The sequence below is a fragment of the Paenibacillus sp. MDV22-iso6 genome (assembly GCF_058408365.1).
The window spans coordinates 324,330-344,954 of the sequence record NZ_JBZVDZ010000008.1; the positions used below are offsets into that span (position 1 = coordinate 324,330).

The 20,625-nt window shown below is 47.7% G+C and carries 19 protein-coding genes; 12 read left to right on the plus strand and 7 right to left on the minus strand.

The window, feature by feature from the left end; all coding sequences use genetic code 11:
- Nucleotides 1-80: 80 nt before the first annotated feature.
- From AC4PM4_RS23210 to AC4PM4_RS23220, 3 genes are all read left to right on the plus strand, one after another.
- Nucleotides 81-1,523: a hypothetical protein gene (locus tag AC4PM4_RS23210; RefSeq protein WP_491614665.1), complete on the plus strand. Its 1,443-nt coding sequence runs from the start codon at nucleotides 81-83 to the stop codon at nucleotides 1,521-1,523.
- Nucleotides 1,524-1,762: 239 nt separating this feature from the next.
- Nucleotides 1,763-2,395 carry a DUF5317 domain-containing protein gene (locus AC4PM4_RS23215; protein ID WP_063566258.1) on the plus strand — a complete coding sequence of 211 codons (633 nt, stop codon included), beginning with the start codon at nucleotides 1,763-1,765 and terminating at the stop codon, nucleotides 2,393-2,395.
- Nucleotides 2,396-2,649: 254 nt separating this feature from the next.
- Complete coding sequence (locus tag AC4PM4_RS23220; protein WP_491614666.1) at nucleotides 2,650-4,482, plus strand: bifunctional diguanylate cyclase/phosphohydrolase; 1,833 nt, start codon at nucleotides 2,650-2,652, stop codon at nucleotides 4,480-4,482.
- Nucleotides 4,483-4,610: 128 nt separating this feature from the next.
- On the opposite strand, the gene AC4PM4_RS23225 is transcribed toward AC4PM4_RS23220, so the two are convergent.
- On the minus strand, nucleotides 4,611-4,778 hold the full coding sequence (locus tag AC4PM4_RS23225) for a hypothetical protein (RefSeq protein WP_162842449.1): 168 nt from the start codon (nucleotides 4,776-4,778) through the stop codon (nucleotides 4,611-4,613).
- Between the two features lie 302 nt (nucleotides 4,779-5,080).
- Between AC4PM4_RS23225 and AC4PM4_RS23230 the strand changes: the two genes are divergently transcribed.
- The 4 genes from AC4PM4_RS23230 (at nucleotide 5,081) to AC4PM4_RS23245 (ending at nucleotide 9,458) form a co-directional block, all read left to right on the plus strand.
- Nucleotides 5,081-5,911 (plus strand): sensor histidine kinase, encoded by an 831-nt coding sequence (locus tag AC4PM4_RS23230; RefSeq protein WP_072734958.1) that lies wholly within the window; start codon nucleotides 5,081-5,083, stop codon nucleotides 5,909-5,911.
- A gap of 1 nt (nucleotide 5,912) precedes the next feature.
- Nucleotides 5,913-6,569, plus strand: coding sequence for a response regulator (locus tag AC4PM4_RS23235; RefSeq protein WP_063566261.1), 657 nt, complete (start codon nucleotides 5,913-5,915; stop codon nucleotides 6,567-6,569).
- A 180-nt stretch (nucleotides 6,570-6,749) separates the two neighbouring features.
- Nucleotides 6,750-8,444, plus strand: coding sequence for a copper resistance CopC/CopD family protein (locus AC4PM4_RS23240; RefSeq protein ID WP_491614667.1), 1,695 nt, complete (start codon nucleotides 6,750-6,752; stop codon nucleotides 8,442-8,444).
- Between the two features lie 243 nt (nucleotides 8,445-8,687).
- On the plus strand, nucleotides 8,688-9,458 hold the full coding sequence (locus tag AC4PM4_RS23245; protein ID WP_256338025.1) for a YcnI family copper-binding membrane protein: 771 nt from the start codon (nucleotides 8,688-8,690) through the stop codon (nucleotides 9,456-9,458).
- 176 nt (nucleotides 9,459-9,634) lie between these two features.
- On the opposite strand, the gene AC4PM4_RS23250 is transcribed toward AC4PM4_RS23245, so the two are convergent.
- The 4 genes from AC4PM4_RS23250 to AC4PM4_RS23265 all read right to left on the minus strand — a co-directional run bounded on the left by AC4PM4_RS23250 (nucleotide 9,635) and on the right by AC4PM4_RS23265 (nucleotide 13,175).
- Nucleotides 9,635-9,907, minus strand: a complete 273-nt coding sequence (locus AC4PM4_RS23250; RefSeq protein ID WP_053780102.1) for a hypothetical protein — start codon at nucleotides 9,905-9,907, stop codon at nucleotides 9,635-9,637.
- Nucleotides 9,908-9,960: 53 nt separating this feature from the next.
- On the minus strand, nucleotides 9,961-11,211 hold the full coding sequence (locus tag AC4PM4_RS23255; RefSeq protein ID WP_400348592.1) for a Tle-like phospholipase domain-containing protein: 1,251 nt from the start codon (nucleotides 11,209-11,211) through the stop codon (nucleotides 9,961-9,963).
- An 82-nt stretch (nucleotides 11,212-11,293) separates the two neighbouring features.
- Nucleotides 11,294-11,575 carry a hypothetical protein gene (locus tag AC4PM4_RS23260; RefSeq protein WP_063566264.1) on the minus strand — a complete coding sequence of 94 codons (282 nt, stop codon included), beginning with the start codon at nucleotides 11,573-11,575 and terminating at the stop codon, nucleotides 11,294-11,296.
- Between the two features lie 343 nt (nucleotides 11,576-11,918).
- Nucleotides 11,919-13,175, minus strand: a complete 1,257-nt coding sequence (locus AC4PM4_RS23265) for a DUF445 domain-containing protein (RefSeq protein ID WP_063566265.1) — start codon at nucleotides 13,173-13,175, stop codon at nucleotides 11,919-11,921.
- 336 nt (nucleotides 13,176-13,511) lie between these two features.
- On the opposite strand from AC4PM4_RS23265, the gene AC4PM4_RS23270 reads away from it, so the two are divergent.
- A complete protein-coding gene (locus AC4PM4_RS23270; protein ID WP_491614668.1) occupies nucleotides 13,512-14,339 on the plus strand; it encodes an aldo/keto reductase in 828 nt (275 codons plus the stop codon).
- A gap of 95 nt (nucleotides 14,340-14,434) precedes the next feature.
- Here AC4PM4_RS23270 and AC4PM4_RS23275 read toward each other — a convergent pair whose 3' ends face one another.
- Nucleotides 14,435-14,893: a cupin domain-containing protein gene (locus tag AC4PM4_RS23275; RefSeq protein WP_063566267.1), complete on the minus strand. Its 459-nt coding sequence runs from the start codon at nucleotides 14,891-14,893 to the stop codon at nucleotides 14,435-14,437.
- Between the two features lie 258 nt (nucleotides 14,894-15,151).
- Here AC4PM4_RS23275 and AC4PM4_RS23280 point away from each other — a divergent pair, with 258 nt between their 5' ends.
- The gene (locus tag AC4PM4_RS23280; protein ID WP_063566268.1) at nucleotides 15,152-16,003 is read left to right on the plus strand and encodes a helix-turn-helix transcriptional regulator; all 852 of its coding nucleotides are present in this window, start codon (nucleotides 15,152-15,154) and stop codon (nucleotides 16,001-16,003) included.
- A 114-nt stretch (nucleotides 16,004-16,117) separates the two neighbouring features.
- Here AC4PM4_RS23280 and AC4PM4_RS23285 read toward each other — a convergent pair whose 3' ends face one another.
- Complete coding sequence (locus AC4PM4_RS23285) at nucleotides 16,118-17,731, minus strand: glycoside hydrolase family 28 protein (RefSeq protein ID WP_491614669.1); 1,614 nt, start codon at nucleotides 17,729-17,731, stop codon at nucleotides 16,118-16,120.
- Nucleotides 17,732-18,192: 461 nt separating this feature from the next.
- On the opposite strand from AC4PM4_RS23285, the gene AC4PM4_RS23290 reads away from it, so the two are divergent.
- The 3 genes from AC4PM4_RS23290 (at nucleotide 18,193) to AC4PM4_RS23300 (ending at nucleotide 20,613) form a co-directional block, all read left to right on the plus strand.
- The gene (locus AC4PM4_RS23290) at nucleotides 18,193-18,921 is read left to right on the plus strand and encodes an amino acid ABC transporter ATP-binding protein (RefSeq protein WP_063566270.1); all 729 of its coding nucleotides are present in this window, start codon (nucleotides 18,193-18,195) and stop codon (nucleotides 18,919-18,921) included.
- A 32-nt stretch (nucleotides 18,922-18,953) separates the two neighbouring features.
- Nucleotides 18,954-19,787: an ABC transporter substrate-binding protein gene (locus tag AC4PM4_RS23295; protein ID WP_063566271.1), complete on the plus strand. Its 834-nt coding sequence runs from the start codon at nucleotides 18,954-18,956 to the stop codon at nucleotides 19,785-19,787.
- A gap of 103 nt (nucleotides 19,788-19,890) precedes the next feature.
- Nucleotides 19,891-20,613 carry an amino acid ABC transporter permease gene (locus AC4PM4_RS23300; RefSeq protein ID WP_063566272.1) on the plus strand — a complete coding sequence of 241 codons (723 nt, stop codon included), beginning with the start codon at nucleotides 19,891-19,893 and terminating at the stop codon, nucleotides 20,611-20,613.
- Nucleotides 20,614-20,625: the final 12 nt, after the last annotated feature.

Genomic DNA, 20,625 nt, shown 5'->3' on the forward strand with positions numbered 1-20,625 from the left:
TATTATATTCAGATAGGATTTGTCAGAATTATAACGCAATCTTATTTATTTTCCAACCCTATTTTGAGGAGGCTATTCATTTGAAAAAAATCACCCAGATCACACTGGCCGCTCTGCTCGCCGCTCCGGTTACACTCGGCAGCCTCAGCTTGCCCGCTTCGGTATCCGCAGCATCCGCCACTTCCGCTGGACAAACGACCTCACAGGCTGTTAAAGGACCCGTAGCACAAGCTCCTTCAGTTTATACCGAGAGTGCAGCTGATTACGCCCAATTCCTGCAAGCTAAATACAATATCCAATTGCTGAAACAGTTAACGAAGGGTGACTTCATCAAGGCGATTGCTACCATTCTTGAAGCCGATCAAGCTGCTCCTGCTACAGATGAAGCAAGTGACAGCTTAGTTAAGGCCCCATCCTTTACTGATCTGAAATCGAATGATTCAGCTTATAAAGCTGCCGTTTCCTTATATAACAATGGTATCCTATCCGGTACGGAAGTTCGTGCCAATGACAAACTGAGCACTTATGCCGCTGTCTTCATTGCAGTCAAAGCAGCCGGATTCAAAGAGCTGGCCTATACATATCCTAAAGACAAAACAGCAAAGGCACTTGCAAAACTGGGCATTAGCCCAAGCCGCGTGCAGGGACAAGCCGCGCAGGAACTGGCCGCTGCCATCGATACAGGTCTGATCCCGGAAAGTCTGTACCCCGCTCTTCGTAAGGGTGGCGAAGCGAGTTCCGATTTTGCCAACATTTTGCTTGGACGGGTATTGACCAGTCAGGGTAAATATAAAAATGAAATTGGCCGTTCCGGCGACGCTGACATTTACTCCAAATTGTACGCTGCCTATCGCACTGCTGATTTAATAGAAGCACCAGATCTTCGGACCATTGTGGATCAAGCTCTGCGGAATGATCTCGTCACAGGTTACAATCTTAAGGATAGTCGCTTTAATTCCAACTTCATCGATGAACTGACTTTAACTTACGGACATGATGATATTAAACATGCGGTGCAGTTAATTGGACTGTTGCGCAGTGAAGGCATCGATGCTGATGTACAGTTCCAGCCGAAGACATCTGCCTTCATCTATTTGAAGGAATGGGGAGAGCCCAAAGAAACACCGGATTACAAAGTAACCCAGATCGAGAATGGCAACTACATCGCCTACGCCAAAGAATATGACATTCAGTTCGAGTTCAATAACACAGCGGACAAAGCCCGTTTCAACGACATTATATTGAAGTATGCCAAAAAGAATAGCGATGACACCTCTGCCTTAATCCATGCTTCCTGGTGGCAGCCGCTGTATTATTCACCGACTGCTCTGGCGGAATATCCGGTCATTGCTAACAATAAAATTTCACTTGGCAACTATTACGCACAATCCTTCTCCCTTAAGGAGAATTCCAAGGCAATTCAGGAAGGATTCCGTAAGCTCGCCCCTGATGCGGATATTTCCAGTTACACCTTCTGGGTTGACCACCCGTTCTTCAATTATCTCAACGGGGAATCGGAATAAATCGAACATATGCTAGGTGCATTAAAGCTCGCATTTTGACATAATATAAAGCCGTTTTTACCGAACTTTTCAATGGATTCGACCCATTGGTTCGTAAAGGCGGTTTTTTGTTTATTTTTTTGCAAATTTCTTCTCAAAAAAATATTTTTCATTGAAGGATTTACCAGTAAAAGGTCGAATAACATAGATACACAAACACGCAATCACATTTACACATATCTGTAAGACAGGAGTTAATCATGGTATACGACGGCATTCTGCTAGGCTTGATCGTTGGACTGTTCCGGGGAGGATTTCGGTATGGTCTCCACCAGTTTGCAGCACTCAAGCTGCGAGGCGGATGGATATTCCCGCTGTTGCTGCTGGCCCAGTTCTTCATCTTTTTCTTGCAGGAAAGGCTTGATTGGGTTGCATCCATCAACGGGTACCTGTTTGCTGCCGTTTATGTCACAGGTCTAGCATTTTTGTGGCTTAATCGACATTACAAAGGTTTTACGTTGATCTGGATCGGTGTCTTTCTCAATTTCATCGTCATGGCAGTGAACGGTGGGCGTATGCCGGTTTCCGTGGACGCCTCTGCTGTTCTTGGGCCCTATTATGTAGATATGCTGCGCGAAGGCGGGGCGGTATCAAAGCACTATATGATGGATGCTTCCACACATCTTTCATTCCTAGGTGATATCATCCCGCTGTCCAGCCCTTATCCGCGGACCCAGGTGATCAGCATCGGCGATGTGGTCATGAACATTGGCATATTCCTGTTTATCCAGTACATGATGGTGAATCGAACCGGAGAAGCTTTGCAGCCAGTGAGTTCCATCAGGCCTGAAGACATTCGGACAGACTCCAAGGAAGGGAGGTCTTTTCCATGAAAAAATTCGAAGGCATTAAATATTCCCGTCTCGTCATCAACGCAATCATCGTAGCTTCTGTCGTTGTTGCATTGACTTCGGGATACAAGCTGGGCGGCTAGTACATATACTTCGCCAACCAAGACAAACAGGCTGCCAGCGGCCTGTTTTTTCTTTCTGGATTTTTGGGAGGTAACTTGTTATGTTATACATCAATATAGTACAAGCCGATATATTCACATCAAGAGCAGACTAAACCAAGCAGGAGAATTTTTATGAACTCTATTCGTAACCTTATCCATAAAGCAGATCGGAGCAGCATGTATGTCGTCTTGCTTAGCTGCACCGGCATCGGTATTTTTCTGTATATGAACAAGTGGTCTTATCTCCATCTATCCTCTGACGAATGGGTAATGGTATACACGATGCTTGGTGCGGCGCTGATTTTGGATTATTTCACGTTTCAAATTCCACCCAAAGGCAATCAGCAATCCATGGACTCTTCCGTGTACCTCGCCTCTATCTTCATGTTTGGTGGTGCATTCAGTCTGTCTGTACTGCTGCCTGTTTCCCTCATTCTGTTAATCAAGGATCGCAAACTCACCTGGTGGAAACATATCGTCAATTTCAGCATTTACAGCCTCATGATTGCTGGAGCGGCTTATGTATTTACTTGGACTGGAGGAATTCCGGGAGCACTGGATGGATATAACCTGCTGCCCTATTTTGCGGCACTTGCAGCCTACTTCATCATTAATACAATCACGCTTGGCCTGTTTTTTCATTTCTCAACAAAGGATGCATTACAGCAGATGAAGCGTGTGTTCGTTACCGAATCGCTGCTCGTCTATTTATGTACATTGATTTTGGCACTCGTGCTGACCATTCTCGTTGTGCATAACGGCGTTCTCGGTCTGCTGCTCTACCTCAGTCTTAGCATTCTGCTATCACATGCGTTCAAACAGCTGTTTGTGATGTATCAGAGTATTGAGGAAAAGGCGAATACGGATCAACGTACAGGTTTGTTTAACCATAGTCATTTTGAAAGTATGCTGGAGACCGAGCTTGGTAACGCCCGTTCTCAGGGAACCCCACTTTCACTGGGACTCATCGATATTGATGATTTCAAAAAGTATAACGACCGCTTCGGTCATCTCCAGGGTGACAGCCTGCTGGCTCTTCTCGGAGATTTCCTCAGTCGGAAGACGGAAGGCACTTCGGTCACCGCCTTTCGTTATGGCGGAGAAGAGTTCACCCTGCTCATGCCAGGCATGGATCTGGACGAGGCTTATGCTTTCATGAACAAGCTGCGCAAGCAGCTGAACGACACACCTTTTGAAGGGGTTGAAGTGTTTCCGCACGGTTGTCTCTCGTTCTCCGCAGGTGTTGCGCGTTATGAAGTCGATATGTACAACAAGTCACAACTTGTGGATCAGGCGGATAAAGCGCTGTATTATGCCAAAAAGCAAGGCAAAAACAATGTACATCGCCACGGTAGTAATGATGGCATGGAGCAAGAGATTGATCTGGTGCAGGATGTGCGCGACATTGAGCAACAGCTCAACTTGTTCAGGTATAAGGATATGGATACATTCAAACATTCCAAACGCGTATATAAGTATGCTCTCGATATAAGTGAGTTGCTGGAACTCGATAATGTGGAGAAGCGGAATTTTGTACTGGGCGCACTGATTCATGACATCGGAAAGCTCGAAATTCCATGGTCCATCTTGAATAAGAAAGAAAAGCTTACCGCTGAAGAATGGGAAACGATCAAGGGCCATGTCACCTGGGGCAAAAAAATGGCCATGACGAACGAGCGTTTTGCCGATCTCATTCCCTATATTGAATTGCATCATGAACGATATGACGGGGCAGGCTACCCTTATGGTCTGAAAGGCTGTGAGATTCCACGGTTGTGCCGGATGCTCACGGTGATTGATTCCTTTGACGCAATGACGACAGAGCGACCGTATCAGGAAACGAAAAATGTCGATGAAGCAATCAAGGAACTACAGATGTGCTCCGGTTCTCAGTTTGATCCCGAGCTAGCCGAGCTGTTCATCCGATATATTCAGAAACGAACGGTGCAGCAACAACTTGTGTAATACCCGCAGAATTTCCCCTTACAAAGCCAAAAGCGCTACCCCCGGCCTAATCGGGGATAGCGCCATTTTCATGTTCATCATGGAATGAATCATGCACGAGATTACTTCATTCTTGTGCAGATTCTGCGTTATCGAGTGGTATTCATCTCATGTGAAGTCTGATGCAGCTCTTTAATCATCTGCTGCAAAAACATGTTATCCTGACGACTGATTCCGTGCTGATTGTCTTGAAGAAGCATTTGATGAATGTTCTTCTTGAGCAACTCGCTGCGACGTTCCAATACCTCTTGATTCATGTTGTTGCGTTCACTCCTTAACATCTTTTGTAATGAATTTCTGTTCTATATAAGTATAGAGGACCTTCTCCAATAGGGAAAATGGATACAGCCCCGCTCATCTGTACTCACCAAGGCTCACCCTGCGTGACATAATTTCACCCCATGTTGTTCTTAGATATCCTTCTAAATGCTCCCTTATCCACCCGAGGTTCCCCCGAAGAAAGCCAGACTAGGGTCTGAAGCAAGCATGCGTTATAATGGTGCCAGCCCTTGAAACGGATACATATAAATGGACCTTATCTCAAAGGAGTTCTGTATTCATGTCATACAAACAGATTAAATGGATGATTCTGCTGGTCCCCACATTCACGGTTGGTCTCTGGGAATACATCCGTCACCAATTCCTGATGCCTTACCTTTCCATGGATGCGGGCAACTGGCTTACCCCACTTATCCTGTACCTCATAAGTGTCACCTTGCTAAGTCGCTTATTTAAGATGCTGGAAAGTGCCAGGGCCGCTCTGGAGCAGGAGCGTGCTTCCAAAGTGGCTCTCGAAGCTCGGGATCAACTAGCCCGCGAGCTTCACGATGGTATCTCGCAGTCTCTTTTTCTCCTGTCGGTAAAAACAGACAAGGCCGAGCGCAGTTTGGCTGGAAGTGGTCACGAGAATGAAATTCAGGAAATACGCAAAACCGTACATGAGGTCAACGCTTACGTACGGCAGGCCATCGCCCAGCTCCGCTACGTCCCTGGACAAGCGGCAGTACCGGAGGGAACTTCCCTGTTGTCACAGGTAGAATTACTTATAGAGGAGACGGTTCCTTCGGCGCGTCTGGAATGGGATCTCGACAGCACCTTCTTCTCCCCAAAGGAGCAGGTAGAGCTGCTCGCCTGCATTCGGGAAGCACTGCTTAATGTACGTAAACATGCCCGGGCCACAGATATTCGGGTGATTGCAGAAGGAACCCCTTTTGTCTGGTCCATCTTCGTTCAGGATAATGGTGTTGGTGTGAGCGGGGATCCACTGCATCTGAAGGATCGGTACGGCTTGCGAATTACGAAGGAACGTGCAGCTCAGATGGGCTGGTCTTTCGCTCTTGATTCAAGGCCAGGTTACACTCGAATAACCATTGGAAAGGGGCATGCTTAATATGGAACTTGTACGGGTATTGGTTGTCGATGATCACGCGCATGCGCGTGAGGCGATATGCAGTATTTTATCCGAGGACAGCCTGTTTGAAGTTATTGGTACCGCTTCGACTGGACTAGAGGCGCTGGAGCTTACCGGGCAATGGATGCCCGATCTTATTCTGATGGACGTGCAGATGCCGGATATGGATGGGCTGGAAGCCACCCGCCAGATTAAACTGCGCTTTCCTTATGTCATTATCGTCATGGTTACTGTATCGGATGATGTCACGTACCTGTTCGAAGCGCTGAAGCAAGGGGCTCAAGGATATTTGCTCAAAAATCTATCTCCGTCCACTTGGCTTGAATACCTTCGCGCCATCGTCAGTGATGATGCACCCCTGAGCAAAGAACTTGCCTATCGAATCCTTCAGGAGTTCCCCGCACCTCGCACGGAAGATGTACCCGATAATCCGCTGACTACGCGGGAGCTTGAGATCCTGCAATGGGTATCTGCGGGATATACTAACCGTGAGATTGCCGACCAACTTGGCATTTCGGATCAAACAGTGAAGAATCACCTGAAGAATATTTTACAGAAACTGCATCTCGAAAATCGTGTGCAATTAACCCGCTATGCATTGGAAAGCGGACTGGCAGGCCGTAAGCTGCGTAAATAGCGGCACATTCATGTTTTTGTCACAATTCCATCGATCATTTCGTTTTTTTATAGCCCAATGTAGTCATACAGTGTTATTTTGGACAAAGTTATAATGGTATAGATTGTGCTCGGTTAACAAAGAATGACTTACAATTCTAGACCTAAGGGTGATGATTTTTTGATTTTGAGTAGGTTCACCATGAAATTGGGCAAACGGCACTGGGCACTTATGGTCGCCCTGATGTTATTGTGTTGCCTTGTTATGCCACAATGGGCATCCGCCCATGCTTATATTGTGCAGGCCTCACCAGGTGAAAATGAACTTGTTGCGACAGCACCTGAACGCCTGACTCTGGAGTTCAACGAGTCTTTACAGACGGCCTTTTTTGATATTAAAATCACCGGACCTGACGGAACACAGGCAGATGACGGCAATGTGCACGTCGATGAAGATCGCCCTCATATTCTGGAGACCGGACTGCGGACCGGACTTGGAAACGGAACCTACGCCGTGAATTGGAAAGCCGTATCTGCTGATGGTCACCCTATTCAGGGAGCCTATGTGTTTCATATTGGGGAACCATCTGGCGCTCCTGCTGGTCTCGCTGATTTAACCTCAGGTTCAGGCCAGGTTGGCGGACCGTTAAAATGGATTTTGTCGCTGACAGACTGGATTCAATACCTGGGGTTGTCTGTGATTCTGGGCACACTTGCTTTCCTGCTGTTCCGAATTGCACCAGCTTCCATGGCGAGAGAACCACTGGAAGTGCCAAGGAGCTACAAGTTGTTATGGATCAGTTATGGCGCCGCTTCTGTTGCCGCTCTGATCAGTCTGCCCCTGAACACGTTGTATGAATCAGGCGTCTCCATCGGGGAGTTCAGCTGGGCACTGATGGGCAGCGCACTCAAATTGACGTCATTTGGGCAGATCTGGATGGTACAGATGCTTATTGTGATGCTGCTGGCGGTTACCATCCTCTCCGGATATGACCGGGATCGCTCGCTGCGTATCCGTATCTGGTCATCATACGGATCACTGGTCCTCGTTCTTGGCTGGTTGTTCACCCATGCCATGACAGGACATCCAGCTGCAGCAGAACATCGCGCGCTCGCCATTGCAATGGACTTCGTTCATCTGATCGGAGCCGCTTTCTGGATCGGGGCTCTAACTGCCATGGCTGCGTGTCTGCCTCCGCTCGCGGATAAACTGCCTTCCACGGTGCGAGGTGAGGTCTACTGGACGGCGATCCGACGATTTACAGCTTGGGGCATCGGCGCTGTTGCTGCTCTCGTCGCTACGGGGATATACAGCAGCCTGATCATTTTGCCTGCACCTATCCTTACGTCTTTGTTCACAACGGCGTATGGTCTCGTGCTTATCGCTAAAGTTGTCTTGCTTGTGGCGATGCTTCTATTGGCCTGGCGTCATGCCAGAATGGCACGTGCAAGCAGCGGCAACCGACTCGCTGGCAGCCTGAAGGCCGAACTGATTGCTGGAGCCGTCGTGCTTGCGTTGGCCGCCGTGCTGACACACCTGTCTCCCGGACAACCAGCAGCCGTAGGACCCTATAAAGAAGTGCAGACTAAGGATGACGGGACTACAATTACGCTTCAGGTAAGTCCCAATCGTACCGGAGAGAATCAGTTCAAGGTCGACGTGAAGAAACCGGACGGCAGTACAGTCAACGATCTGGAACAGATCACATTGTCACTGACCCACCTGGATATGGATATGGGCATTTACGAGATCACGATTCCGAAAAATGATACTGGCGTATACGAAGCAGAAGAATATATCTCCATGCCAGGACGCTGGAACATCAAGGTTCATCTGCTAACCCGATCTCTGGATTCGCTGGATACCGAATTTGAGATCGACACCGCTAATCCGTAGGTATAGCCGATTAATGATTGGCCTTATATGTTCAACTAAACATTTACACAATAACGGAGAGGACAGAAAAAACCTGGAGAAGCGAAGCGTTCGCCTTTATCCCCGGATTTTCCCCTTTGAAGAAGAGGATCAAAAAATCTGGGGATAACAGCGATCAGAAGGTTGTTCTGTCATTGTAGTGGCTAGTGTAAATATTCTTTAGTTGAGCTTATATATTAGAAGAATTGAGAGGGGTAAATTATTTTGAAGAAAACATCATGGACTTCCAAACTGACATCCAGCCTCACGGCTGGAGCCGCTGCGCTGATGCTGTTCGCGGGATTCGCCAGCGCACACGTTACCGTTAACCCAACCGTAGCACAAACAGGTGCATGGCAGACGTATAGCATCAAGATTCCATCCGAAAAAGAGCTGCCTACCACTAAGATCACGCTGAAAGTACCGCAAGGCGTTGCATTCAAGCAATACCAACCACTGTCAGGCTGGAAAATCACTACCGAAAAAAATGATTCCAATGAAGTAACATCAATCACTTGGGAAGTAGACGGAGATAACGAAGGAATTCTGGCTGGTCAATTCCAGCAGTTCAACTTCGTAGCTCAGAATCCGGATGCCGAAACGGAAGTAGCTTGGGATGCGTTCCAGTATTATAGCGATGGCAGCATCGTGGAATGGACAGGCGGACCAAGTGACAGCAACCCGCACAGTATTACGGCTATCAGCCAAGATCCTGCTGCTGAAGGTAATGCTGCTGCAGGCGGAGGTCATGATAGTGCAGGCACAGCCGGCAATGCTGGCCATGATGATAAAGCAGCAACGGGCGATGATAAGAAGGCAAACGACGATACCACACTGGGTGACGCGCTGAACGACACCGTTACTGGTGAGCCAAACAACACGGATTCAGACCCAGGCACATTGAAGCTGCAACAGGCAACACTGATCGTATCCATTCTGGCGTTGATCCTGTCCTTCCTGGGTATTGCTCTGGCAACACGCCGCAAAAAACGTTAAGAGTTAAGATACAGTCAGTCTTGTATGTAGACAAAAAAAGAAAGGAGCCTTTGGCATACGGGATCTTTCCCGATGTGCCGAGGCTCCTTTTTGATATCTGTATGCATACGCTAACTTCGATTTCAAAATCATGCTTACATTCACTGGTTAAGAGCAGCGTCCCTTACGACTCTTTCCTACCGTCCCTGATCCGTCTGGATCATGATTTCAATATATTGCAGCAAGCTCTTCTTCTGCTGTTCAATCGACTGTATTCGTCCAGACAGACCCGCGAAAAACGCTTCGATCTGCTGCCTTGTATAATCGGCCGATTGTCCCTTCCAATCGTCGAGACGGTTGTATAGGCTTCTTGCCTCCTGCTCATCTGCCTGGAGACGGGCAAGCAGCTGGGTCAATTCTTTTTCAGCAATCCGAAGATCATTCAGCTCTACCAGCAATTGTCCGCTCACTCGTGTTCCCTCCCTTATGTAAGTGCCAATCGCCAGGCCCTTCACGCAAAATTCTATTTAAAACTGACCTGACTCTCATCCGCTTGACGGAATGCTTCCGCCTTCTCTTCGATAAAGTTCAAGAATTGACTCGTATGCTTCATATGCCATGTGCTCAATTCGTTAATAGACGCATCCAAATGAGTGACGATAGGCTCAAGTCTGCGACTACGGCTGGAATGCAGGTATTGCGCCATTCGGCTCCGTACCGTATTCAACTCTGCATTACACTGTTGTGCATTTTGCTTCCACCGGGCAGCGACACTTTTGAGTTCTTCGGGCGTTACCTGAATCAGGCCAGATGCTCCTGCTGCTGCGGCCATACCTCTTGCAAGGTTGCCTGCTTGCCCACCCAGGTTCCGCATGAATGCTACGAGATCAGACAGGACATTGGATGGCTGACGTGGTGAATAACTGATTTGCTCGCCCGTAACCGGATCGTATAGATCGTTGGAAATATAGCCATTCTCGAATTTGTACTGTTTCAAACCGTGATACTCTTCACCACCAAAGGTATTACTGATTTTATCGAACATGCCCATGTCATCATTCATATCCTTGTAGTTGGAATTGATGTAATACATGGAACCTACATGACGATCATATCCACCAAAAAATCCGCTGGTTACAAAATCTCCGGGATGTCCGTAGTTAATGATTTGGCTATCAAACCCACCCTCTTCAGCCTTTCGTTTCGCCTCTGGCGTGAGGCTGGAAATCACGGATGGCGCGCTGAACGTCACCGCGGAAAGTCCCGTGTATGCGGCCGCATACTGGGCATTGCCCCCTCCAAGCGAATGCCCTGTTAGCGAAAAATCCAAATCCTTATATTTTTTCTGCATATCTTTGGCGTAATCTTCCGCTTCATACATTTGGTTGGGACCCAGCCCGATTGTCTTATCCAGCTTTTTATCCAGTTCTCCCACAACATTCTCGACTTTAGTGATTCCGGTCACATCTCTTACCTTCTGGATTCCATTAGCTAACCAATCTGGCGTAAGGTCAGTACTTTGTTCAATTTTTCTGCCAAGCTCAGGCAAACCGATTTGTGCATCCGCGTAATAATCAGGGGCACTGCGATCCAACGATGCACTTCCCTCTGTGCCCCGATATGCGATAACCGCCTGTTTGGTCTCAGGATTGTAGAAGGTCACCGCATCAAAACCCGATTTTTTATTTCCATGAGTGTCCTCAAGAACTTGCCATCCGGGAAGATTGTCAAACTCAATACCTGATTTCAGATTCTCGTAAGCTAATTCAGACATCTTGTTGTATGTTTCATCATCAATTTTTGGTGATTTACTCACAACCGTTGCACCTCCAAGAAAATCAATCCTGAATTATGATTTATTTGTTAAACGGATCATACCCCTTAGCTATAATTGCTTCCTTAATTGCTGGACTCATGCCAAAGTTTTTGATTTTTTTATCCTCATAGTCGTACGAGATCGTAAATTCTTGCTCTTCATGTTCAACCACATGCCCTTCCATAGCAATAGAATCAAGCGCCATCTCAGGTAACAGCTCTTTATTTGTGATCACGACATCCAGTTCATATTTATTTTTCAGATATTTTACGGCTTCCGCTTCGGCTTCTTTAAAATAGGCCTGTTTTTCACTTTCCTTCATGTTCTGACACCCTCCCAAAATGAAAGTAGATAGTATGGTCAAAAAAAATATACATGCGAGTCGTCGCTCCAACTTCATATCAATCACCTTTTCTTTATCATTAAATATATTCGTATACCCACTCTTTTCTTCTGTTATCTGCATCATAGTACAAAATCAACATGATCACATCGGCTGTTGGCATCGTTTTTATGTAACTTTGTTCCTAAATGATTCCAATAGAGCATTCGGGTGTACATTACCCAATTCAACTGTTTTTGCATCATTTCTCTATTTATCATTTGCCCAGACAAAAAAAGAGCCTGCTCCAGAGAGCGGCCCTAATCTTGCCATTATCAATGAGTTACTCCAATACCATCCGCAGGGCGGTCAGTGCAATCCCGATTATAAATCCGGTAACAGCACCGTTAATCCGAATCCACTGCAGATCCTGTCCTACCTTATCCTCAATCAAGGAGATCAGTGAGGCATTATCCATTTTGTCGACATTTTCGCGTACGAGGTTGCCGATTTTGGAATGGTTTTTCTCCAGCAGCGTCGTTACACCTTCCACAATCTTTGCATTCAATCCAGCCAATAAAGCATCGTCTGACCGCAAATCAGACAATACCCGCTCAATCGCGGGTAGAGCAAACGTCTCCACATACTGGCCATCTTCCATTGCAGCGAGCGCCTTTTCCCTCAATTCAGTGAGTTTGTTCAGCACGGTTTCCTCTGCGTTCCATCCATCCAGCATGTTGTTTTTCCAGCCGTTGACTCCATCCTGCACACTTTCACTCATCGCCAGCCGGATAGCCTGGGTTCGCAACAGATCTAGCACTTTGTAACGAAGAGCGCTACCCTCCCGCTTCATGTCCTCCACCCGGTCAAACAGATATCCTTGCAAAATACTGCCCAGACGCTCCTCGTTCAGATAACCCATGAACGCATTCATCGCAAATTGCATTAATCCGTTCATCTGGATACCACTGATTGCCTTTAGGCCGCTTTCACCCAAAAACATGATCGTCTCCGGCTTCACCAGCCATTCCTCTGCCTGCTTCAGACCATAGTCCAGTGCTTTGGCATCATAACCACGCTCACTCATCTGGATCGAAGCCCGTTCCAGAATCGGACCCAGGTCGAAGGCTCCCGCCTGTGATTTGATCTCGCCCGCAACCAGTGGAGCAATCTGCTCCAACGGCAGGCCTGCAAGGATTCGTTTGCAGAGCGTATCGATCATGGTTTTGACTCCATCGTTGTGAAGTTCCCTTGTCATGGTATCCAGAACGATTTCTGCCGCCTTGAAGCCCGCAATTTTCTCGGTGATGCTATCCTTGTTCAGCAAGTTGTTTTCCACCGCGGAGACAAGGCCTTCAGTCAATTTGTCCCGATTCTTAGGCAGCAAAGCCGTATGGGGAATCGGAATACCCAGTGGATGACGGAACAACGCTGTTACGGCGAACCAATCCGCAAGTCCACCTACCAATCCCGCTTCAAATGACCCTACCAGCAGTTTGCCTACTACACCGCCTTGAAACGGCAATGATGCGGCAAATCCCGCTCCCATAATAACGAGAGACCAAGCTGCTGCTTTTTTGGTTTGTTTAGGTTTAGCCATTGTATTCTTACTCCTTTATCGTTAATCACACGGGTTCAATAACACCCAACTTTCCCGTGCTCTTCTGTTCTTCATGTGATTGCTTCCATAGGAAAGCTTCGGTTTCCATATTTCGTATACTTCATCTTATCACCCGTAAGCGTCAAAACCAAACCTCTGGCTGGCGAAAAAGGATAAAAGAGGGGTTTTTCCTATCGAAATGGTCGTATTCTTTTCCATTACCAAAAAGGTTTTAGTATAATCAATACAGACGGCCCTCCATTTAGGATTGGCCGGCGGTCAACAGGGTAATTACATAATGGAATAATGAATGAATCAGAGGAGGAATTTCGGACCATGAAACACGTGCAGGACACAACGACACTTTATAACGGAGTCAAAATGCCTTGGCTGGGTTTTGGTGTATTCAAAGTTAAAGATGGAGAAGAAGTGGTTGAAGCCGTCAAAATGGCTATCCAGGCAGGTTATCGCAGTATCGATACAGCAAAAGCGTATAACAACGAAACCGGCGTAGCTCAGGGTATTCGTGAATCCGGAATCGCCCGCGAGGATCTGTTCATTACCACCAAAGTGTGGAACGGGGATCAAGGTTATGAATCCACACTGGCGGCTTTTGAAGCAAGCATGGAACGACTCGAACTGGAATATCTGGATCTCTATCTGATCCACTGGCCTGTCAAAGGCAAGTACAAGGATACCTGGAGAGCGCTGGAGAAGCTGCATAAGGAAGGACGCATCCGCGCCATTGGGGTAAGTAACTTCCAGATTCACCATCTGGAGGACCTGATGACCGATGCCACCATTAAACCTGCTGTGAATCAGGTGGAACTGCATCCGCTATTGATTCAAACGGAGCTACGGGAGTATTGCAGCAAACATCAGATCCAGATTGAAGCCTGGTCTCCACTGGGTCAGGGACATCTGCTGGAGCATCCGCTTCTTCAGGACATCGCTGCCAAGTACAGCAAGTCACCGGCACAGGTCATTCTGCGTTGGGATCTGCAAAATGGCATTGTGACCATACCTAAATCCGTTACACCACAGCGCATCCGCGATAATGCGGACCTGTATGACTTTGAGTTGACCACGGAAGAAATCGAGCGCATCAATCAATTGAACGAGAATAAGCGCTTTGGTTCCGATCCGGACAATTTTAACTTCTAACCTCAATATATAATCAAGCTAGAAAACATCAAAAAATCCCGATCTGGACGCACACGCACCTGGATCGGGATTTTGCTTATTCATTTATAGTTATATTAGCCTTTGGAAACCAGTTTGAAATCATCAAAATGGAAACCTGGTGCTACAACACACGTTACCAGTACAGGCTCATCACCCAGCGGACGTGCAGTTTGCCATACTCCGGCTGGAACGAGTACCTGCGGCGATTGCCCCGCAGCAATATCCATACCCAACACGAGCACTTCTTCATTTTCGGGGTTTTCCCCGTTGCCGCCCAATTTCAATTCTACTGGACTGCCGCTATGCCACAACCAAAGCTCATCGGACAAAACGGTATGCCATTCCGAGACTTCATGGGAGTGCAGCAGGAAGTACGTCGAACTTGCCGAGAATCGAGGGCCTGAGTATGTATCCGGCAGTACGGATTGTGGAATTTGGTACGATGCCTTCCATTCTTCCTTATACCAACCGCCTTCAACGTGCGGCTGCATATTCAATGCAGCAACGAGTGGCGATAATTCATGTGTCGTCATATTCTGTTTCCTTCCTTCCAAATCGAATTGGAGACACCCCTATCCAGAGGTTAGTCTCACTCCCCCTACTGTAAAACATGAATAGACTTTTGTCACCTTTACAGCATATATAAGCTTGCCGAAAATCATTCCACCCGTATGCTATTCATTTCGTCTGGTCGGACCCCTATTCAAATGATAGCGTTTACAACAAACTGGATTTTCCGTTATGATATGGATATTAACCGTAAATCAGCTGGCGCAGAGGGGAGACGTGTTATGAGTGTTATAGAGGATCGGATTGGACCCAAATATCGAATTGGCGAGAGTTCATTCACCATTGAACACATGAGCAGACACGAAGGGAACGCCATGCCACAGCCTCACGCCCACCCTTTTTATGAACTGTATTATCTGCTTGAAGGAGAACGCGTCTATTCCATGAATGGTCAGCTTCTTACCGCCCGCAAAGGTGATTTGATCCTGATCAATCCCCATGATGTACATACGACGTCCAAAGGAAGTATTCCCGGCTTTGAACGAATCCTGATCGGATTCTCTCCTTCTTTTGCCACCGGGATGGAGCTTGGAATATGTGGTCTGCTTCCCTTCGATCGTTCAAGGCTGCTGCACTTTCCTGATGCGGAACAGCCCGAGATCGAACGAATGCTATGGCAGATGCTGCAAGAATGCAGGGAGCGCCGACCTCATTATGACATCGTGGTGAGAAGCCTGCTTGCCCAGATCCTGATTCAGATCCACCGGGTTGAAGAAGATACTCGGCAATCCTCTCCGGCCCCGCATCATCCCATGCAGGATAAGATCAGTGAGATCGTCACTTATGTGAACAATCATTATACCGAGCCTCTTACGTTGGAAGAGGCCGCAGCGCGATTTTATATCAGTCCATCCTATTTGAGCCGGATGTTCAGCCGTTTTACCGGATTTCGCTTCAGTGAATATTTACGTGTTACCCGGGTTCGGGAGGCACAGAGACGTTTACTCTCCACTCAGGAACGGGTGCAAATGATTGCGGAGAAGGTAGGATTTGAGCATACAGCCCATTTTAATAAAACGTTTAAACAGGTGACCGGGACCACGCCGCTTCGCTATCGCAAAGAACATCGATAGATCTTGGAAGCGACTGGCGAAGCCGGACACCTGTCATATGACACCCTATCATGACACCGCGCGCCAGGAGATGCCCGCGGTGATATGCTAAGCGTATACTAAGTCGAACCCTTCTTACCTGCGGATAATTACACCACTTCTTACCTCAGGACCAATGGAGATTTGGCGTCCCTCTGTATCTGCATCACTTTCCCGGCATACGATTCCTGCCGATTCATGTCCTGTCACCATCAGAAGCCGACCGTCCGCGCCTACACCCTCAATCGCTTCCAATTCCGCACCCTTACACTGATGCAAATGAATTAACGATCCTTCGGTAATATGTGCGTTCATTTCGGCGATTCGCAGGTGCTTCGCATGAGCGCATTGCACCCCATTACGAGCCGTCACCGTATATCCCTGAATGACCAAACCATCCAGAGGCATTTCCGGCAGTCCACTCACCAATAACGCGGTTTCCGCTCCTGCACAGACCACATCCGATATCCGAATATCCCGGAACACCGGAGTCTCCTCACTGACCTCCTGAGTCAAGTCGCTACCACGAGCGGAACCCTCCTGATTGGCATAGAAAAAGGAAAACGAAATAGCTTCCATAATGATATCTTTCATATAAATGCGCTCCACCTGAATATCCTCAACGACCCCGCCGCGCCCACGCGCGCTTTTAAAGCGAAGCCCAATATCCGTTCCAATAAACGTACAGTCCGAGACCCGGACATGCCGCACACCACCAGACATTTCACTGCCAATGACAAAACCGCCATGACCGTGATACACGGTGCAATTGCGGATCGTAATATATTCCGAGGGCAGACCGAGTTCACGACCTTCTGCATCCTTGCCAGATTTCAGGCAGATCGCATCATCACCAACATCGAATACACTCTGCTCCACAACGACATGACGGCAGGATTCGATGTCCAGCCCATCACCATTCTGAGAAAACCATGGATTCCGCACACTCACGTTACGAATCGTGACATGCTCGGATGCCCAGGGGTGCAGATTCCATGCAGGCGAGTTCTGGAACGTCGGTCCGTCCAAAAGCACTCGTTTACATTGACGCAAGCTGACCATGTTAGGACGCAAAAAGTCTCTGACTTCGTCATAAGCAGCCACATCACACACTTGCTCCAGATGCAGACGATTCGCAATCGCACCGCCTTCAAGAGCAGAAGTCGAGGGCCACCAAATGGCTTCGTCTCCGCCAGTCTGCTCCACCACACCGCCCGAAGAAACCAGTCGATTCCACTGCGAGGCCGTCATCTTGGATCGTTTCACCGGACGCCATGCCTCTCCACCGCCATCCCAAATCCCCTCACCCGTGATCGCAATATCCTCCAACTGCTCACCATCAATAGGCGACTGACACCGCACTGCCTGCCAACCTTCGAAGCTGGACGCAATCAGGGGATATTGATCGAAATTACGGCTGAACGTAACCAGAGCACCCGCCTGAACATGAAGCTCAATTCGACTGCGGAGAACAATCGGACCCGTTAACCAAACACCCGCCGGAATGACAATTCGGCCACCGCCCGCTTCTGCACAAGCTGCTATAGCCAGTCGAAACATCTCGGTATTATCGGTCAAGCCATCCCCTACCGCACCATAATCCGTAATCTGAAAATCCCGTGCAGGGATGACAGGTAAACTCACTTCATAAGCTTTCGTATGGGATTCAACACCTTCTCCTGTACCCAGTGGGGAGTAATATGTATTCATCGTTCAGAACATCCTCTCTACCTATAATTGGATCGGACTGTTTTTAATATTGCATTACTTACTGGAAAGCGCATTCTCGCTCCATCATATCAATGCCATAGGGCATAAGGTTGAGCTTTTTTGCCATGTACGATTCAGAATTTGATGTTATTTGTTTTTATGATCAGAGTCATAAAGTAAACATCCCTTCCAGTATACTCTATACATCTATTCCAATGGTTGTAAAACAACTAGGAGAATGGATTCATTTTTCTGTCAGGATTCGTCACAAAGAGGCTAGCAATATAACAAATATATAACATAATTACTGGCTATAGCCCTATAAAACCCATTACTTATGTCATGTTTTATCACAAACCAATTGCCTTTAGCAGGATGAGTATGTATGATTAAATAACTAGTTTCAATTTATTCCTTATTATTCCTTTTACAAACAGACGTTGCAGAAAGGATGGGGTCTCTTGATTGAATTTAGGGGTGTCCAGAAGCATTTTGGCCATTTTCATGTCCTAAAAGATATTCATCTTCACATTGAAGAAGGAGAAGTCGTTGTCATTATCGGCCCTTCCGGCTCAGGCAAAAGTACATTGCTCCGCTGCATCAATCGTCTGGAGACGATTACCGAAGGTGAACTTATCGTCAGTGGTGTCCCTTTACATCAGAAAAAGGTGGACATCAACCTCTTCCGCCGTGACATCGGCATGGTATTTCAACACTTCAATCTCTACCCTCACAAAAAAGTCATCGATAACATTACCCTTGCACCCATGAAGGTGCGTAAACAGCCCAAAGCACAGGCAGCCTCTACGGCGATGAAGTATTTGACCCGGGTTGGCATTGCCGACAAGGCAGACAGTTATCCTTCCCAGTTGTCCGGTGGACAACAGCAGCGGGTAGCCATTGCAAGAGGTCTTGCCATGGAGCCCAAAATCATGCTTTTTGACGAACCCACTTCTGCACTAGATCCCGAAATGATCGGGGAAGTTCTGGATGTCATGCGGTCTCTTGCACATAACGGGATGACAATGGTCGTTGTTACACATGAGATGGGATTCGCCCGCGAGGTCGCAGACCGAGTCATCTTTATGGATGAAGGCCGAATTGTGGAAGCAGCCTCCGCCGCTGAATTTTTCGACAACCCGAGAGAAGAACGGGCCAAGCAATTCCTGAGTCGTCTGATTCACCACTGAGAATAATCCATTTTGAAAGGGGTCTTTACCAAATGAAAAATGTATTAAAGTGGCCGTCGTTTATGCTTGTCTTGATTCTATCCCTTGTCTTGTCCGGTTGTAGCACTGGAGAGGAAAGTAGCAACAGCGGTGGTTCTGGTGGGAGTACCGAAGCCAAAGGCACGATTGAACAGATTAAAGAGCGTGGCAAGCTCATTGCCGGCGTGAAATACGACACCAAATTGTTCGGTTTGAAGGACCCCGCAAGTGGCGAAGTCGAAGGATTCGATATTGATATCGCCAAAGCACTCGCCAAACAGATTCTTGGAGACGAAACGAAGGTAGAACTGAAGGAAGTAACGTCCAAAACGCGCATTCCGATGCTGCAAAACGGCGACATTGATCTCATCATCGCAACGATGACGATTACAGATGAACGCAAGGAACAAGTGGATTTCAGTGATGTCTATTTTGAAGCCGGGCAGTCCCTGCTTGTGAAAAACGACAGCGCAATTACAGGTCTCGAAAGTCTCAGCGGTGTGAAGGTACTTGCCGTCAAAGGCTCGACTTCTGCGCAAAACATTCGCGAAAAAGCCCCGGACGCCGAGGTGCTGGAATTCGATAACTATCAGGATGCCTTCACAGCCCTCAAAGCGGGTAAAGGCGAAGCTCTGACGACCGATAACATCATCCTGATCGGCATGCAGCAGACGGATAACAACTACAAGCTGGTTGGTGGCAATTTCACGAGTGAACCTTACGGCATAGCAATTCGTAAAGGCGACACAGCCTTCGTCGAAGAAGTAAACAGCCTGCTCAAAAACCTGAAGGACAGCGGTGAATATGATACGTTGCATGAAAAATGGCTGGGCAGCAAGCCAGAGTAACCCCGATTAATGATGGTTAAGTGGCGACTTCGCCTGTGATATGCAATGCATGAGCAGGACGCAATCGCCGCTTCTACATCTGGAGAACGGAGGCTTCGCCTACATGGGCAAATTGGACTTCAGCGTACTGATCAAACATTCGGATCGATTTCTGGAAGGGTTCCTCAACACCATTCAGGTGAGCATCATGGCCTTGATTGGCAGCTTTATTCTGGGTGCAATCTTGGCTATCTTTCGGATATCCCCCATCAAACCGCTCAACTGGATCGGCACGGCTTTTGTGGAGTTTATCCGTAACATCCCGCTGCTGCTTGTCGTGTTCTTCTTCTATCTCGGATTGCCGGCACTCGGCATTTCACTGGATGGATTCATCTCGGGTACACTCGGTCTGACCATCTATACGGCTGCTTTCATTGCCGAAGCGATTCGAGCGGGTATTCAGACGGTCCCTCGCGGGCAGTTAGAGGCTGCGAGATCTTCCGGTCTGTCCTACGTACAGGCCATGAACCTGATCATTTTGCCACAAGCGATCAAGATTGTATTGCCGTCCCTTGGCAACCAGTTTATCAATCTGGTCAAAAACTCATCCATCCTAGCGGTCGTGGCTGGCATGGATCTGATGTATTTTGCCGATCTGATCAACTCGGATACGTTCCTGCCGCTCAGCGTCTACACCATTGTTGCACTGTTCTACCTGGTGTTGACTTTACCGCTCAGCTTCCTGGTTCACTATATGGAGCGCCGTTTCGGACAAAGTGATGCTGACGCCAGCCGTACCAAAGGCAAACCAAAAAAGACCAAACCAACGGGCCAGGTCACCATGTAAAACAGACATCCA

Bases quoted from the DNA above. Each gene is read 5' to 3' on its own strand.
- AC4PM4_RS23280 (WP_063566268.1), top strand. From the start codon at position 15,152: ATGAGTGTTATAGAGGATCGGATTGGACCCAAATATCGAATTGGCGAG.
- AC4PM4_RS23235 (WP_063566261.1), top strand. From the start codon at position 5,913: ATGGAACTTGTACGGGTATTGGTTGTCGATGATCACGCGCATGCGCGT.
- AC4PM4_RS23275 (WP_063566267.1), bottom strand. From the start codon at position 14,893: ATGACGACACATGAATTATCGCCACTCGTTGCTGCATTGAATATGCAG.
- AC4PM4_RS23270 (WP_491614668.1), top strand. From the start codon at position 13,512: ATGAAACACGTGCAGGACACAACGACACTTTATAACGGAGTCAAAATG.
- AC4PM4_RS23220 (WP_491614666.1), top strand. From the start codon at position 2,650: ATGAACTCTATTCGTAACCTTATCCATAAAGCAGATCGGAGCAGCATG.
- AC4PM4_RS23240 (WP_491614667.1), top strand. From the start codon at position 6,750: ATGAAATTGGGCAAACGGCACTGGGCACTTATGGTCGCCCTGATGTTA.
- AC4PM4_RS23265 (WP_063566265.1), bottom strand. From the start codon at position 13,175: ATGGCTAAACCTAAACAAACCAAAAAAGCAGCAGCTTGGTCTCTCGTT.
- AC4PM4_RS23300 (WP_063566272.1), top strand. From the start codon at position 19,891: ATGGGCAAATTGGACTTCAGCGTACTGATCAAACATTCGGATCGATTT.
- AC4PM4_RS23285 (WP_491614669.1), bottom strand. From the start codon at position 17,731: ATGAATACATATTACTCCCCACTGGGTACAGGAGAAGGTGTTGAATCC.
- AC4PM4_RS23260 (WP_063566264.1), bottom strand. From the start codon at position 11,575: ATGAAGGAAAGTGAAAAACAGGCCTATTTTAAAGAAGCCGAAGCGGAA.
- AC4PM4_RS23230 (WP_072734958.1), top strand. From the start codon at position 5,081: ATGTCATACAAACAGATTAAATGGATGATTCTGCTGGTCCCCACATTC.
- AC4PM4_RS23295 (WP_063566271.1), top strand. From the start codon at position 18,954: ATGAAAAATGTATTAAAGTGGCCGTCGTTTATGCTTGTCTTGATTCTA.
- AC4PM4_RS23255 (WP_400348592.1), bottom strand. From the start codon at position 11,211: ATGTCTGAATTAGCTTACGAGAATCTGAAATCAGGTATTGAGTTTGAC.
- AC4PM4_RS23225 (WP_162842449.1), bottom strand. From the start codon at position 4,778: ATGAATCAAGAGGTATTGGAACGTCGCAGCGAGTTGCTCAAGAAGAAC.
- AC4PM4_RS23215 (WP_063566258.1), top strand. From the start codon at position 1,763: ATGGTATACGACGGCATTCTGCTAGGCTTGATCGTTGGACTGTTCCGG.